The sequence below is a fragment of the Bradyrhizobium sp. USDA 372 genome, from assembly GCF_053629095.1.
The window spans coordinates 5,987,520-6,002,248 of the sequence record NZ_JBRJHR010000001.1 but is presented as its reverse complement, the minus strand read 5'-3'; the positions used below and the strand labels follow the sequence as shown (position 1 = coordinate 6,002,248).

Genomic DNA, 14,729 nt, shown 5'->3' with positions numbered 1-14,729 from the left:
GTTGAGCAAATCCGGTCCGCCCTGGCTCTACGAGCGGACTTCCGACCGCCGAGGCGCAACTTCGCAGATGCGCCAGAAGCAATCATTCCGGCTTCGATGTAGCGGCAGCACTGTCGCCACGCGGCAGGGTGATGATGAACTCGGTGAATGCGCCGGGCTTGGTCTCGACATCGATCCGGCCGCCATGTTGCTTGACGATAATGTCATGAGTCATCGAGAGGCCAAGTCCCGTTCCCTCTCCGGTCGGTTTAGTGGTGAAAAACGGATTGAACATCTTTTCTCGTACTTCGGGTGGAATACCCGTGCCGTTGTCTCGTATGCGAATCTCGATGGCCTCGCCGAGATTTCTGGTAGCTGCGCTGAGGACCGGCTCAAAGGTTTCATCGCCCGCCTCTGCCTTGCGCTTGGTAGCTGCGTAGAAGCCGTTTGAAATGAGATTCAGTAGCGCTCGGGTCATTTCCTGCGGATAGAGATCGAGCGCACCCGCATTCGGGTCGAGGTCATGCTTGAGGGTTATGCTGAACCCCGCCTTTTCCGCTCGCGCACCATGATAAGCAAGGCTGAGGCTCTCCTCGACGAGCCTGTTGACTTCCGCCGACCGGCGCTCGCCAGAACCCTCTCGCGAGTGCAACAGCATGTTCTTGACGATGGAGTCGGCTCGTTTGCCGTGCTGTACGACCTTTTCGAGGTTGTCATGCAACAGCCGAGTCAACTCCTCCACCTCCGTCCGCATCTTGTCCGGGAGCGCAGCATCCTTGAGCAGGTCGCTCAACTCGCCAGTCAGCTCCGCCGAAAGCGCCGAGAAATTGTTGACGAAGTTAAGCGGGTTCTTGATCTCGTGCGCAATGCCAGCGGTGAGTTGGCCCAGCGAGGCAAGTTTTTCAGTCTGCACGAGGCGGCCCTGCGCAGTGCGGAGGTTGTCGAGGGACTTTGAAAGGTCATCCGTGCGTTGGCGCAATTCCTTCAGCAGCCGCGCATTCTCAATGGCGATCACGGCTTGCTTGGCAAAATTGCTTAGCAGCTCGATCTGCTTGTCTCTGAAGAGCTGCACCTGATTGCGATAGACTGTTATCGCGCCAATGACCTCCTCGTCGCGAAGCATCGGCACAATAGCGACGGTCCGAGCTCCGCCAAGTTCAACGAGATCAATCGACGCTGGGGAGCGCTCGAGATACGCCTCCGTTGTTCGCATGTCGGCAACGTGGACCACCTGCCTCGTACTTATCGCCCTGGCCAGGGCGCTTTTCGGATGCGGGGTCAGTAGACGATCGCCTCGAGCGGCAGCAAATGCGGCCGGCACGTTGAATTGGGCCGCCGGTCTCATCGCGCCGCCTTCAACCAACAGCATCGAGCCGAACTCTGCGCCGCAGACGCGTGTTGCGCTCTCAAGCATCTTGTCGAATACCGGCGCCAGATCGCCGGGCGATGAGCTGATGGCCTGGAGCACATCAGCCGTAGCCGTCTGCTGCTGCAGGGATTCGCTCAAATCATCAGTCCGTTGGCGCAATTCATTAAGCAAGCGGGCATTCTCGATGGCAATCACGGCCTGCGCCGCAAACTGCTGCAGCAGCGTGATCTGCTTCTGCGAAAATCGCCGGTTCTCCTGGCGAAAGATGAGGACGTTACCGACGACGCGCTCGTCCTTCATTAGCGGCACTGCGAGCAGGCAGCGGGCGCCCCCCAGGTCAACTAACGCGCGGCGGTTGGGCTCTCCGCTGCGATAAGCATCAGACTCGAGCAGGTCGTTGACTTCGACGAACGGGTAGCCCCTCAACAGACGAGCGGGGGCCGTGGTCGGACCGTATTCTAAAGGCTGCCTGCGCCGGAATTCATCGTAAGCGGGCGGAAGCCCGTACGTGGCTTCCGTGTGGAAGCGAGCGCCGTCGTAAGTATTCAGCACGCCGAAATTGGCGCCGCAGAGCTGCATCGCCTTGCTTAGCATGGAATCGAAAACGGGCGCGAGATCGCCCGCCGACCGGCTGATGACACTCAGCACCTCCGAGGTTGCGGTTTGCTGCTCCAGCGACTCAGAGAGCTCCCGTGTTCGCGCCTGTACCTCCTCGAACAGCCGCACATTGCCGATGGCGATCACGGCCTGGTCGGCGAATGTCTGCAGCAGCGCAACCTGCTTGCGGCTGAATGCGACCGGTTCCAGCCGACGCAGTACGATCGCGCCGATGGCCTCGCCCTCGCGCAGCAGGGGTACGCTGAGCGTGCAGCGGTGCCCCTGTTCGCGCGACATCCGTTGTCCCTCCGGAAACTCCGCGGCCTCGGGCGCTTGAAAGTCGGACACCTGCACCGGTACCTTGTCGACCACCGAGCGTCCGACTACCCAGTCCCTGCTGATCGGACGTGGCGCTCCACCGGACCGTATCGGCCCGTGATGCGCACTGAAATGCAGATTGTCGCCAACCCGAAGCAGCACGCCGGCATCATAAGCATCGCAGAACGCGCAGGCGCTCTCGACAATGGCCTGCAGGGCGGGATTCACGTCGGTCGGCGAAGAAGCGATTACCTTCAAGACCTCGCCGGTTGCGGTCTGCTGCTTCAACGACTCGCTGAGGTCCTCGGTGCGCTGGCGCACCTCGTCAAACAGGCGCACGTTCTCGATCGCGATCACCGCCTGGTCCGCAAAGGTGGCGACGAGGTCGATCTGCTTTTGTGAGAACGCCTCGACACGTGAGCGCGCCAGCACGATGACGCCGATCGGTTCGTTCTCGCGCAACAATGGCACGCCAAGCGTGGTGCGCTGGCCTGCCAGCGAGGTCGTCTCATGCAGAGTGTATTCGGGATCGGCCGCGACATCCAGAATCTGGACCGGACGCCGCTCGAGCACGGCGCGGCCGGTCACTGTGCCGCGGTTGACGGCCAGCGGATTGTTGGTGAGGAAATCGATATAGGCCTCGGTGTAGCCCACCGCGGCTCCGGCGCGGTATTCGTCGCCCGCCCGGCGCATGATAAAGGCCATGTCGGCGCTGCACAGGATGGCCGCGGTGTTGACGAGAGTGTCCAGGACCGGCTGCAGCTCGAAGGTCGAGCGGCTGATGGTCTTGAGGACGTCGCCGACCGCGGTCTGCTGCTGCAGGGATTCGCTCAGTTCCTCGGTACGCGCTTGCACCTCATCGAACAGGCGGACATTTTCAATGGCAATGACGGCCTGGTCGGCGAAGGTCTGCACCAGCTCGATCTGCCTTGCCTCGAACGGGCCGACGGCAAATCGGAACACAGTGATGACGCCGAACGTCTGCCGCTCGCGCGTGAGCGGCACGCCGAGTGCCGCCCTGAATCCCATCAGTTTTTGCGCTTCCGAGCGCTGGAGCTCAGGATCGGCTAGGACGTCGGGTATATGCACCGTATGACCATCGACGATCGTTCGCCCGAATATCGATTCCCGGCCCGGCTTCCTCGAGTGTCTAGCGAATTGTTCGATCCATTCGGGCTTGGCGCCGAACGTGGCAGCGAGCCGAAAATCACCGTCGTCCTGATCCCGATACCTTATTGTTGCGATGTCTGCCTCGCACAATCGACAGGCAGATGAAAGCAGCGCATCCAGCACGGTCTGGAGATCGAAGGCCGAGCGGCTGATGGCCTTCAGCACGTCGGCGGTGGCCGTCTGCTGCTGCAGGGATTCGCTGAGATCATCGGTGCGCTGGCGTAATTCCCGAAGCAGCCGGGTATTCTCGATCGCAATTACCGCTTGGCTGGCGAAGTTGGTCAGCAGCTCAATCTGTTTGTCATTGAAAGAGCGCACCTCTTGGCGGTAAACAGTGATCACCCCGATCACTTCATCCTGCCGTAGCATTGGCACGACAACGATCGTTCGGGCACCAGCAAGTTCGGTCAACTCAACCGATGACGGATTGCGCTCAAGATAAGCCGGATGCTTACGCATGTCCTCAACCTGAACCACTTGCTTGCCGCGAATGGCGTCAGCGAGTGAGGTTCGCGGATGAATCCGAAAGGCCTTGTTCATTCGTGCGGCCGCAAACGAAGAAGGCGCATTGTACAGCGCCACCTGCCGCAGCATATCGCCTTCCAAAAGATTCATAGATCCAAACTCGGCCCCGCAAACGCGAGTTGCGTTCTCAAGCATCTTGTCAAACACCGGCGAAAGGTCGCCCGGGGATGAGCTGATGATCTCCAGCACTTCCGACGTCGCGGTCTGCCGTTCAAGCGCCTCTTTTGTCTCGTTGAACAGCCGCACATTCCGAATCGCGATGACGGCCTGATCGGCGAACGTTTGCAGTAGCTGCACGTGATGAGCGGAAAACGCACCGGGCTCCTTACGTGTAACGCTGATCGCTCCAACAACTCCGCTGTCGTGCTTGAGCGGCACGAGAAGCCTGCTTCGATAGCCGCGCGCCCGCGCAATTTCCCGCAGTGGGGAATGAGCGACCTCCGTGTCAGCGGCTTCCGCAATTTCGCCGCGACACAATTTTTTCGTAATGAGGATTCCCCGCGATCGGATGCGGGAATGACGAGCGAAGCACCGTGTCAGCCTCTTTACTGACTGGCGTGAACGCAGCTAATTCAACCATATCTCCAATGATACGGAGCACGGTAGTCCCGTGCGCCCCGACAAGCTTGTTGGCGCTTTCCGCGATTGCGTCCAACACCGGCTGCACGTCGGACGGCGAATTAGCAATGACCTTCAATATCTCGGCCGTCGCCACCTGCTGCTCGCGGGCGTCCTTTAGCTCGATCTCCAATGAGGTGGAAGGTTTAGACCGGGGTGGCCGTTTGGCCCAAGAGCGGGTGCGGCCCTTTGCGAAGCCGGCTTTGCGCGTCTCTCCCGCGCTCCTCTTGCCGCCCGTTTTCGCTGGCCCTGCCATTCCGCCTCCGGGGTGACGAGGCCATTTTACCGAGTGGAACTTGTTCTGGAAGGGGTGAAAGGAGCGAGAATCGCGGCTGCCGCTGATGTCCGCTTGGGTCAACGCGCCGTTTTGACCACTGGTGGGGCGCTTCCGCTTTGCCCCCGAGGCCGGACATCTCGCCGCGTCGGCATAACGGAAGCGATGGGCCAACACCGGAAGTGACAAGCCTTATTCAATCACCTCGTCCGCGCGCGCGAGAAGGGAAGCTGGGATTTCGATACCGAGCGATTTCGCTGTCTTGAGATTAACGACAAGCAGGTATTTGGTGGGTTGCTCGATAGGAAGCTCGGCCGTTTTGGCGCCCCTCAGAATTCGGTCCACATAGTGAGCCCCAATTCGAGCCAAGGCAGGAAAGTCCGGCCCGTAGGAAATCAATCCGCCCGCTGGCGCAAAGCCGGCGTCGAAGGAGATCGATGGTAAACCGGCTTGTACTGCGAGATCCGCCACACGGTTCGGAGGAAAGACTGGGTCACTAAATATGTCCAAGGCCTCGGCTCCCCGGGTTTTTGCGGCGGCAACGGCGCGAGGCACTTCCCCCACTTCGTGCACATCGATTACGTCGAGCTGAAAGCCGAGCTTGGCGGCCGCGGTTGGCGTCTCCGGAAACACCAGCCGATGCATCTCGTTTGAGGTGTTGAGGAAAACTGCCACGCGTTTGGCCTGTGGCAAAACCTCTCGAAGAATACCAAGAAACTTCCCACCAAAATCGGTCCGATCCATCGTAGCGACGCCCGTAAGGTTTCCGCCAGGACGGGCAAGACTTGACGCAAGTCCCATACCGACCGGATCGGCGACCAGAATTATTACAATTGGTATGTCGGGGGTGGCGTTCTTGGCAGCGCGGGCGGCAAAAGGAGTGAAGGCAACGATTAGATCGGGTCTCGACCGCACGAGGTCGGCCGCGAGCGCCGGAAGCTTGTCGAGGTGATAATCCGGGTCTTTCCGCTCACTCGCAATGGTCGTGCCCTCGACCCAGCCAATCTTTTGAAGCTCGTCCGAAAACGCCTCAATATAGGGAACCTTGCAAGCAGGGACGCAAAGCACGCCGATCCGCGCCACTCTTCGCACCGATTGAGCTGTGGCTGCCGACCCGAAGAACAGCAGCACAACCAGAAGCGCGGACACTGTAACGGCAAATCGTCTCATGCGATCACCGTATCGCTGCACGGAAGGCGTTCAGTCTGCCAGGTCGAGCGTTAATAGCAGCTTCGAGACATTCCGAGCGATCACAAATGAACGCTATGGCTCACTTTCGGAAAGTCTGACGTCGTAGCAGAGATGTCCAGTCTACCTCGGAAGCGTAAATCGTCAGGTGACACGGCAGGTCCGAAAAGTGCCGACCGCAGCAAACTACGCCCTCATTCGATCACCTCGTCGGCGCGGGCGAGCAGCGATGGTCGAAGTCTAGCACTTCAAAAGACGGGACGCCGATGAGAACAATCGGCCCGGTCGCTGCGTCCAAATGTCCGCAACGGGTCAAAATGCGAAGAACTCAGGTTGAGCAAATCTGGTCCGCTCTGCCGCGACAAGCGGACCTCCGTGAGACCCAGCGCAATCCCAGATGGGCCATTTCCGGACTCATGCACCGCAGCAACAAGGGTTTCTGTTCGATCACCTCGTCGGCACCTGCGCACCGAGCTTATTCGGGTAACCCAGCTTTGCGAAGACCCTCGGTATACAGCTTCCAGCGTGATTGCCCGCCCCGGGCGATCCACGCAGATATTGTAAAGGCGGGATCGACGTTAAGCACATGCGCCGCCCACTCACGCGCCTCTGCGTCGCGTCCGAGATGGGCGAAAGCGGCGGCGAGACAGCGGTAAGCCGACGAATAGGGGTTCTGACGAAGGGCCTTCTTTCCAGCGACGATTGCCTCGTCAAAGCGCCGAAGCTCAATTAAGGCCACCCCCATCCCAGTAAACGGCCGGTATAGCAGCGGGTCTACCGGGCTCAAGCGGATAGCACGTTCAAAGCTGCGGAGCGCTTCCTCCGGCTGAACTGCAATTGTATAGACCCAACCTCGGCCATTCCATGCGTGATGTGAATTTGGATTGAGCTTGACCGCCCGCTCTGCCATTTCGATCTCACGTTCACTATCGCTGACCATGAATGCCGAGGTTGCGGCAGCCATTGCTAACGTGTCTGGATCATCATCGTCGACGCTCAATGCATAGCGAGAAAGCCGGATTGCTTCCTCCCGCTCGAAATCAGGATCGTCAGCATAGCCAAAAAGGACGTTGTTCATGTGACAGAGACCTGCCAGAGCAGCGACAACGCCGAACCGAGGATCTAGCTCCAAAGCCCGACGAGCCAGCCTGATCGCCTCGGCCACCCCTTCACGGGTCATTGGGTAGTACTGTTGCGCGGCTCGAAGATAGAGATCATACGCGGTGAGGTTCTTCGGTCGTCGCCGCGCCGCCTCCGCAATTTCTGTTTGAAGTAATTTCGGGTGAATGGCTGAGACGACCGCAACTGTGACTTCGTCCTGAAGGACGAAAATATCAGTCAGGTCGCGCTCGAACCTGTCCACCCAAATGTGCGCGCCTGTCACCGCATCAACCAACTGCCCAGTGATGCGAACTTTGCCTGACGCCTTGCGCACCGACCCCTCAAGGACGTAGCGCACGCCAAGTCTGCGCCCGACTTCCTTAATATCGACGGCTCGACCTTTGAAGGTGAAGCTAGAATTGCGAGCGATCACGAACAACGATTTGAACCGCGAGAGCGCGGTGATGATCTCCTCAACCATTCCGTCCGCAAAATATTCCTGCTCGGGATCGCCGCTCATGTTATCGAACGGCAATACCGCGATGGAGGGCTTGTCGGGGAGCGCAAGAGCGCTCTCGGGCGCATCGCCCGGATCCGGGCCCGCAACTTCTCGCGTCTCCTGCACCTGTCCGACGAAACGGAATCCCTTGCGCGGAAACGTCTTGATGAGGCGCTGCTCCTCGCCGGTATCGCCGATGGCCGCGCGGACAGCATTCAGGCGAGTCGTAAGCGCAGCATCGGACACAATGCGACCTTTCCAAACGGCGTTGATAAGGTCGTCCTTGCTGACGACGCGCTCTCTATTTCGGATCAGGTATTCGAGCAAATCGAACACCTGTGGTGTAATGGAAACGACCTGTGCCCCGCGATGCAGTTCGCGCCGGTCGATGTCAAATGCGAATTCCTCGAAGCGATAGCGCAAGTTGCCAAACCTCTCACGGTGTCCTCCCTTCGCAGGAAGGCATCTTCGCACACCCAAAGAATAAGCCGATGGTATGAAAAATGTAAGCCGATGGTTGAGCGGGTTTTGAGCCGTGGCATCTCATCTGATGCGGCGCAGCCCGACTTCCGGTTTGGGTCTTGGCTGTGTGCAAACGGATGGTCGGCACGCGGCCGTGGGTCGCCAATCACTGCAGGCGGCTGAGGTTCTCGCGTCGGATCGCCCAATGACGGCCAAAGCGGGTATCGCGAGGCGGTATTGCGCTTTTGGACGTACTTTCCGGGCTTCAGGCGGCGCGGATGGCTGCAATCAGGCGCGGTTTGCCGACGATGTTCATCACCCGTGTGAGGTTATAGGCGAGAACGTGCAGCGCCATTTCGGCGGCGACGTTCCGTAGGCGCTTCATCAGGAAGTGGGTCGCCCCCATACGGGCCTTGATCGTGCCGAAGGGATGCTCGACCGTCTCGCGCCGCCTCCGCATGGCGTCGGGGTCGGAATCGAGCCGTCTCTGGACCTCCTCGACCACATGCTCATGCTCCCAGCGTGTGATGCGGCGCTCCTTGGACGGCGTACATTGGCTCTTGATTGCGCAGCCTTGGCACGCTGCTGTCGACCAGTAACGGCGCAGCGTCATTCCATGCTCGATGTTGGTATAGCGATAGGGCAGCACCTGGCCGGACGGGCAACGGTAGACGTCCTCGTCAGGTAGATAGGCGAAGTCCTGTTTGCCGAACCGACCCTCCGCCTTGGCGTTCGACGTCATGGGCTTGGGCAGCGTGACTGCAACGCCAGCCTCTTTGCAGGCCAATATCTCCTCTCCGTCGAAGTAGCCACGGTCGGCGACCGCCTCCAGTTTGTCCACTTCGAGCACTTCTTTGGCTTGCTTCGACATCCGAGCAAGCTGCCCACGGTCGTTGCCGACGTTGATGACCTCATGCGTAACAATCAGGTGGTGTTCGGTGTCCACCGCGACCTGGACATTGTAGCCGACGACACCTGATCCGCGTCCACTGGTGGCCATCGAACGGGCATCCGGATCGGTGAGCGATATCTGTTGATCCGGCGTGTTGCGCATCTGCGCATCGAGCACTTCCAGGCGGCCCATCTCCTGCTTCAGCCGAGCGATCTTTTCCTTAATCCTCGTCGTCTTGATGCTGATCGCTTCCGATGGCTCCTGCCGATCGGCGCTATCGAGTTGACGCAGATATCGACCGACGCTTTCCTCGATCTGCGCCATCCGCCTCGCCATCTTGGCATGCGTGAAGTTGCGGTCGCGGTTGTTCACCGCCTTGAACTTGCTGCCGTCGATTGCGACGCTTGAGGTCTGCAACAGGCCCATTTGCCGGCATAGTGCAATGAACTTCGCACAAACCTTCCGAAGCGCCGCACCATTGTCCTTCCGGAAATCGGCGATCGTCTTGTGATCGGGAGCCAGGCGGCCGATCAGCCACATCACCTCGATATTGCGGCACGCCTCACGTTCCAGGCGGCGACTGGATTGCACCCGATTGAGATAACCGTAGATGTAAAGCTTCAGAAGCACTGCCGGATGATAGGAAGGCCGGCCCGTCTCCTTGGCGATCACACGCTCAAACCCCAGTCCATGCAGGTCGAGCGCTTCGACGAACGCATCGATCACATGGACCGTGTTGTCCTCACTTACCCAATCCTCCAGGCATTCCGGCAAGAGCGTCAGCTGGGATCTGTCCGCGCCTTCAACGAAGCGTCCCATCCGTATCCTCCATCAGAAAACGGAGGAATCGTAACCGACTCGTGGCTTTTCACACAGCCAGGGTCAAAGGCTGACCTGGGCAGATCCGCGATGCTATTCCGCTCAGCTCTCGGAAGCGGTGCGTTGACCGCATGGCGGGAAGACGTGCTAGGTCGTTACCGCACGGAACAGACGCCATTTGTCGGGCACGCCTTTGAGAATGTGGCGGCCGCGCTCCTCAAACGTCAATCCGGAGCCTGCCACGAGATCGCGAACCGTCTGTGAGACCAGAACTTCACCCGGGGCAGCTAGCGCCGCCACACGTGCACCAATATGCACGGCAATGCCAACAATATCGTGAGCGACGAATTCGCACTCGCCGGTATGCAAACCGCAACGGACCTTCAGATCGAGTGGGCGCACCGCGTCGCCGATTGCGCTGGCGCAACGCACAGCGCGCGCAGGGCCATCGAACGTGGCAAGGAAACCGTCGCCGGCGGTATTGACTTCGCGGCCGCGATACTGACCGAGCACGCCCCGAGCTTTGGCATAGAACGCATCCAGCAGCACGCGCCAGGCGCCGTCGCCGAGAGCGGCCGCGCGCTCCGTCGATCCCGCAATGTCGACAAACAGCACAGTTGCAAGCACCCTGTCCGGCTCAGCTGCTTGCCGATGCCCGGTGACGAACTCTTCGACCTCATTGATAATTGCATCCTGATCGCCAACCCAGACCATATGGTCCTGACCGCTGAGCTCAATCAGTTTGGCGCAAGGAATCTGCTGCGCCATGTAGCGCGCATGCTTCACGTCAATGACGCGCTCATCGGTGCGATGCAAAATCAAGGTCGGCACACGCGTCACGGGCAGGATGTCCCTGACATCGATCTCCCGGTTCATGCGCATGATCGCCGATGCCGCGCCTGGGCTTGCCGAGGCCCTGAAGTAGGCGGCGGTTTGCTCAAGTGCCTGCTTATTGCCAGCGAGGCTAGGCGCCCACATCAGCAAACTCATCGCATCTGCCGAACCCCAATGGTGCTCAATGTCATCGAGGAAAGCGCTCCACTGCGCATCGGTCCACGCGAATGCGTAGTCAGGGGCCCACGAGCGTCGCGCATAAGTGCCACAAAGCACCAGAGCTGACGTGCGTTCGGGATACGTAGCGGCATAGAGCAGCGACATCGGACCGCCCTCGGACACGCCAAACAAGGTGGCCCGCTGAGAACCAACCTGGTCCAGCACCGCCTGCACGTCGTGCATCCGCTGTTCAAGCGTGAAGATCTGGGAACCGCGATCGGACATTCCGGTGCCGCGCTTGTCGAACGTGATGACCCGCGCAAACGTTGCAAGCTTGCGGAAAAAGGAAGCGCGTGCCGGCGATTGCCAGAGCGCTTCGACATTGGAGACAAAACCTGGGACGAACAGCAGGTCGCGCGGACCGTCGCCCATCACCTGATAGGCAATATGGACGTCGTCACTTTTGACATAGTGAGTGGCCGGGATGTCAGCCATGGTGGCCTACTGCGGGACAAACCGCGCGGCGCGAGTGTCGCACCTCATTCCGCGTCAGGCTAGCGAAATTCGGTGGAGAATTTGGCTGCCGCCCACCCGTAAGTACCGGCGCGACTGGGGGAACCCAGGGTGACGCCAGGTGCGGCCGCGATGTGCGTTTCGGGTCAAACGCGACCGGTCCGGCCGATCTTGCTCACCCTTTGATGTCGGCTTCGTCCCGAAAGCTACCGAGTTGGTGCGGCGATGCAATGTGACACGATGGGCCAATTCCGGAAGTGGACTGTGCCTACTCGATCACCGCGTCGGCACAGTCGAGAAAGGATGCCGGAATCTCGATGCCGAGCAATTTCGCTGTCTTTAAGATTGTTGGTAAGCAAGCTTTGGTGGGCTGCTCCGGTCATTGAAAGTTTGCGGTTCACGAGTCAGGTCAACCACGCATCATAAGACGATCAGAACGATAGTCGCCCCCGGCTTGGGTCCTCGTTGATTGAGCAGGCGCCGCGCTCAGCTCCCACCAATAGGCTGTCGGGCATAAACGCTTCCACTACTCTGCACAGGACCGGGGCGGCGCACCACGGCAGGGGGCGTCGCCCGACTGCTGTCAGATCGTCACGCGGCTGCCGTCGAAGCGCGTGAAGGAAAAGCCCTCGAAAGGTTCGCGGAGGGTCATGCGCTCGTCCCGCAGCATGCCGATAGCCACTTCTTCGCCGATCGCCATTGAGGCGGAGGCGTCGGAACGCCAGTGGATGCCCGCCCAATTCCGTCCGAAACCGTAATTCGCCGCGAGCTTGTTCAACTCTCCACCCACCGTGAGCGGCGGCCCGTTATAGGGCACCAGTTTCGTCGGGTCGGCCGGATCGGGCTGCACCGGGTTGGCGATGACGCGGCTCTCGTCGAAAAATGCCTTCAATAGGGTAGCTGCGACGGCACCAACGCTCGTGGCACCGCCGGGATAGCTGGAATGGAAGGGTGCGGCCTCCGGATAGGTTTGTGACAAAAGATAGGTGCCGTATCTGCCTTTGCTGCGATCGAGGGCTTCCGATCTCAGGAAGTTATCGTGCAACGGGTAGTCGCTCACGCCATTGGCGAGGCGATGGTGGGCGAGACCGCCATAGGCTTCCGGTCGTACAGCCCGGTGCACGAAATACTTCTGCCAGTAGGACGCGCGGGCGGAGTTATTGATCCCCATAGCGACTAGTGCCTGCAGATAGGGCAACCCGAAGGTGGCAGCTCCAGGGTTTTGGGTTTTCGATTTTCGATACGGGTCCGATGGGTAGGACGCGGGCTCGGCCGGTGGATACATCCCGGAGTAGCGTTGGTCCGTCCCACCGCCGGGTGTTGCAAGGAGCAGTGCTGCCGCCCACCCAAATGCAGGACCACTGTGGACATACTCGGCGAGATCTCTTCCTGTCGCTACGTATCGCGGTGTCGTGTCGAACTGCAGCCTGCGTTTCGGTGGAGTGCCATTCTGGATCGCCAGCCACTCCTCATATTCGGTCAGGAATTCGTTGGCGGGCGACGGGGTGCGAATTTGAGCACTGACCCACTGTGCGGCGTTGGGCACGTCCCGGAGCAGGAATTGCGAGATCAGCGGGCCGTCCAAAACACCCAGAGGCGTGACGGAGCGACCCTTCGGGTCAGTCGGGTCGAAGTAAAGCGCATTGGCACGGAACAGCGTCCCGGGTGTGACCCGACCACCAGACTTCGGCCCGCGGAAATCCGCAAGCTTGTTGATTTCCTCGGTCGCTGCAAGCACGTCGCGGTTGGAGGTGTCGTCGCGCAACTCGGTAAGCGGAACATCACGAAGCAGGGATTGCCAGTATACCTCGACCGCCTCGCCGCCGCGCTCCGCACTTGCAAGGGCCGGCGCCGGCGGTAGCGCAATCTGAGTAGGGTTCATGCCGCTCAGGCTGACGGCCAGCGTGCCTACCGGATTGACCAGTTTGCGCGTGCCGCCGAGCGGGATTTTCTCGAAATCAGCGGGATCGCCCGACTGGCAAGCAATATAGAAAGCCTGCCAAGCAGCTTGTTCCACTTCGCCGCGTTTGTCGTGCGGCAGGCCCCGCGTATCGGAGCCGATCTTGTTGGTGTAGCGCGCCTCATCGCCATTCGCCGGGTGGGGCGGGATGGGAATTTTCTCGTTATTGCTCGCGCAGGCCGCTCGGACTTCGAAGGCGCGGCGCTTGAACGCCGCGTCGAGCGGTCGCGCCTCCATGCCCACGCCCACGGTCTGCGCCGCGGCCGGGGCTACTCCGGACATACCCGGCGGAGACGCAAGCACGGCGGCGCCAACTGCGATGCCGGCCCCGCCGAGGAGCGAGCGGCGAGTGACCGCCGTGGTCGGCAGGGTCGGCGATGCCAGGTCATATACAGTCGAAATAGTGGGGTGGTCAGCCATGGAGATCTCCTTCCTCGCAGGCACGCTCTGGGCCCGCGTTTCAGATTCAAAGCATCCGGGCGCGCCTTGCGCACACCCGCGTTGGAATGCGAATGCTGAAGGACCGGCGAAAAAGGAAGTCGGTTTTTCGAGTGCAATGCTGCCGATGGCACGACTGCTGTCCGTTCAGTCCCGCGAGGAATTCGGCATTCTCGCCCGCGACGACAGCTATTTAAAGAGTACACGATCTCGTGCGTCCGGAAAAGACGCCTGAATCTTTGGACGACTTCCGCTTAGGAGCAAAAGCCGACCGTTGGAGAGCCCAGCAGCTTGTTCTGCAACGGGGCCACTTCCAGACATCGCCGATGGGTTAGGATCAGCCGCCACCCGGAGAACGACAAGTGGCCCGAATAACTTCCTTGGTATGCATCCTAACGACTTTCATAATCATTGTGGTCGCCACTCCACGACCGGCTCTGGCAACACCAGAAGCGTCTGCATGCGGGTACCTCGCTGGCCTGATCGATAAGGCACCGCCAGGGCCGTTGTTCTTGCCCAGCTATCCAACCGTGAACTCGGGGCCTCTCCATGGCGCCGCATACCTCTATGACAATGCGGTGGCCGCCATCGCATTGGTCGGTTGCGGTGAGCAAGACAAAGCACGTCGCATCGGCGCGGCGATTCTCTGGGCCATCGACAACGACCGGAGCTGGCATGATGGACGGCTGCGGAACGCCTACGGTGAAGACCGAGATGGTGTGTGGACCGAAGGGACAAGCCAAATGGCTCTCTTGCTGAAATTGCTCGGCAGGGCTGCGGAGGCGAAATCGTTGGTCGCTGTCATCGAATCCCAGAGGTCGCCGGATGGCGGGTTCTATGCCACAAGTGTCCGAGCGCTACCGACCGGGTTCATGCTGGATACCGATCCGGCCAAGCCACGACTCTATTTCCGATTGCCACATCTTGGCGCTGCTTCGTGGGCTGCTCTTGCAGAACGCGGGTTCAATCCCTTTACGGCGACCAAAGGACTTCCGTAGTTGAACCGCAGTGGCG

The 14,729-nt window shown here is 60.2% G+C and carries 9 protein-coding genes; 2 read left to right on the top strand and 7 right to left on the bottom strand.

What is annotated here, in order from left to right:
- Window positions 1-82: 82 nt before the first annotated feature.
- From AB7M16_RS28045 to AB7M16_RS28015, 7 genes are all read right to left on the bottom strand, one after another.
- Window positions 83-4,435 (bottom strand): GAF domain-containing protein, encoded by a 4,353-nt coding sequence (locus tag AB7M16_RS28045; RefSeq protein WP_453945679.1) that lies wholly within the window; start codon window positions 4,433-4,435, stop codon window positions 83-85.
- Window positions 4,404-4,832, bottom strand: a complete 429-nt coding sequence (locus AB7M16_RS28040; RefSeq protein WP_453945678.1) for a hypothetical protein — start codon at window positions 4,830-4,832, stop codon at window positions 4,404-4,406. Before AB7M16_RS28040 ends, AB7M16_RS28045 begins: the two co-directional genes overlap by 32 nt.
- 210 nt (window positions 4,833-5,042) lie before the next feature.
- Window positions 5,043-6,020, bottom strand: coding sequence for an ABC transporter substrate-binding protein (locus AB7M16_RS28035; RefSeq protein WP_453945677.1), 978 nt, complete (start codon window positions 6,018-6,020; stop codon window positions 5,043-5,045).
- 493 nt (window positions 6,021-6,513) lie between these two features.
- The gene (locus AB7M16_RS28030; protein WP_453945676.1) at window positions 6,514-8,061 is read right to left on the bottom strand and encodes a winged helix-turn-helix domain-containing protein; all 1,548 of its coding nucleotides are present in this window, start codon (window positions 8,059-8,061) and stop codon (window positions 6,514-6,516) included.
- A gap of 304 nt (window positions 8,062-8,365) precedes the next feature.
- Complete coding sequence (locus tag AB7M16_RS28025) at window positions 8,366-9,811, bottom strand: IS1182 family transposase (protein WP_453942833.1); 1,446 nt, start codon at window positions 9,809-9,811, stop codon at window positions 8,366-8,368.
- Window positions 9,812-9,958: 147 nt separating this feature from the next.
- Entirely contained in the window at window positions 9,959-11,299 is a 1,341-nt protein-coding gene (locus AB7M16_RS28020) for an adenylate/guanylate cyclase domain-containing protein (RefSeq protein ID WP_036046399.1), read from the bottom strand.
- Window positions 11,300-11,900: 601 nt separating this feature from the next.
- Window positions 11,901-13,697 carry a vanadium-dependent haloperoxidase gene (locus AB7M16_RS28015; RefSeq protein ID WP_453945675.1) on the bottom strand — a complete coding sequence of 599 codons (1,797 nt, stop codon included), beginning with the start codon at window positions 13,695-13,697 and terminating at the stop codon, window positions 11,901-11,903.
- On the opposite strand from AB7M16_RS28015, the gene AB7M16_RS28010 reads away from it, so the two are divergent.
- Window positions 13,696-13,950: a hypothetical protein gene (locus tag AB7M16_RS28010; protein ID WP_453945674.1), complete on the top strand. Its 255-nt coding sequence runs from the start codon at window positions 13,696-13,698 to the stop codon at window positions 13,948-13,950. The two genes, AB7M16_RS28015 and AB7M16_RS28010, sit on opposite strands and share 2 nt — an antisense overlap.
- 343 nt (window positions 13,951-14,293) lie before the next feature.
- A complete protein-coding gene (locus AB7M16_RS28005) occupies window positions 14,294-14,713 on the top strand; it encodes a hypothetical protein (RefSeq protein ID WP_453945673.1) in 420 nt (139 codons plus the stop codon).
- Window positions 14,714-14,729: the final 16 nt, after the last annotated feature.

Excerpts from the sequence above, each read along its gene's own strand:
- AB7M16_RS28040 (WP_453945678.1), bottom strand. The coding sequence starts at position 4,832 with ATGGCAGGGCCAGCGAAAACGGGCGGCAAGAGGAGCGCGGGAGAGACG.
- AB7M16_RS28035 (WP_453945677.1), bottom strand. The coding sequence starts at position 6,020 with ATGAGACGATTTGCCGTTACAGTGTCCGCGCTTCTGGTTGTGCTGCTG.
- AB7M16_RS28025 (WP_453942833.1), bottom strand. The coding sequence starts at position 9,811 with ATGGGACGCTTCGTTGAAGGCGCGGACAGATCCCAGCTGACGCTCTTG.
- AB7M16_RS28020 (WP_036046399.1), bottom strand. The coding sequence starts at position 11,299 with ATGGCTGACATCCCGGCCACTCACTATGTCAAAAGTGACGACGTCCAT.
- AB7M16_RS28010 (WP_453945674.1), top strand. The coding sequence starts at position 13,696 with ATGGAGATCTCCTTCCTCGCAGGCACGCTCTGGGCCCGCGTTTCAGAT.
- AB7M16_RS28015 (WP_453945675.1), bottom strand. The coding sequence starts at position 13,697 with ATGGCTGACCACCCCACTATTTCGACTGTATATGACCTGGCATCGCCG.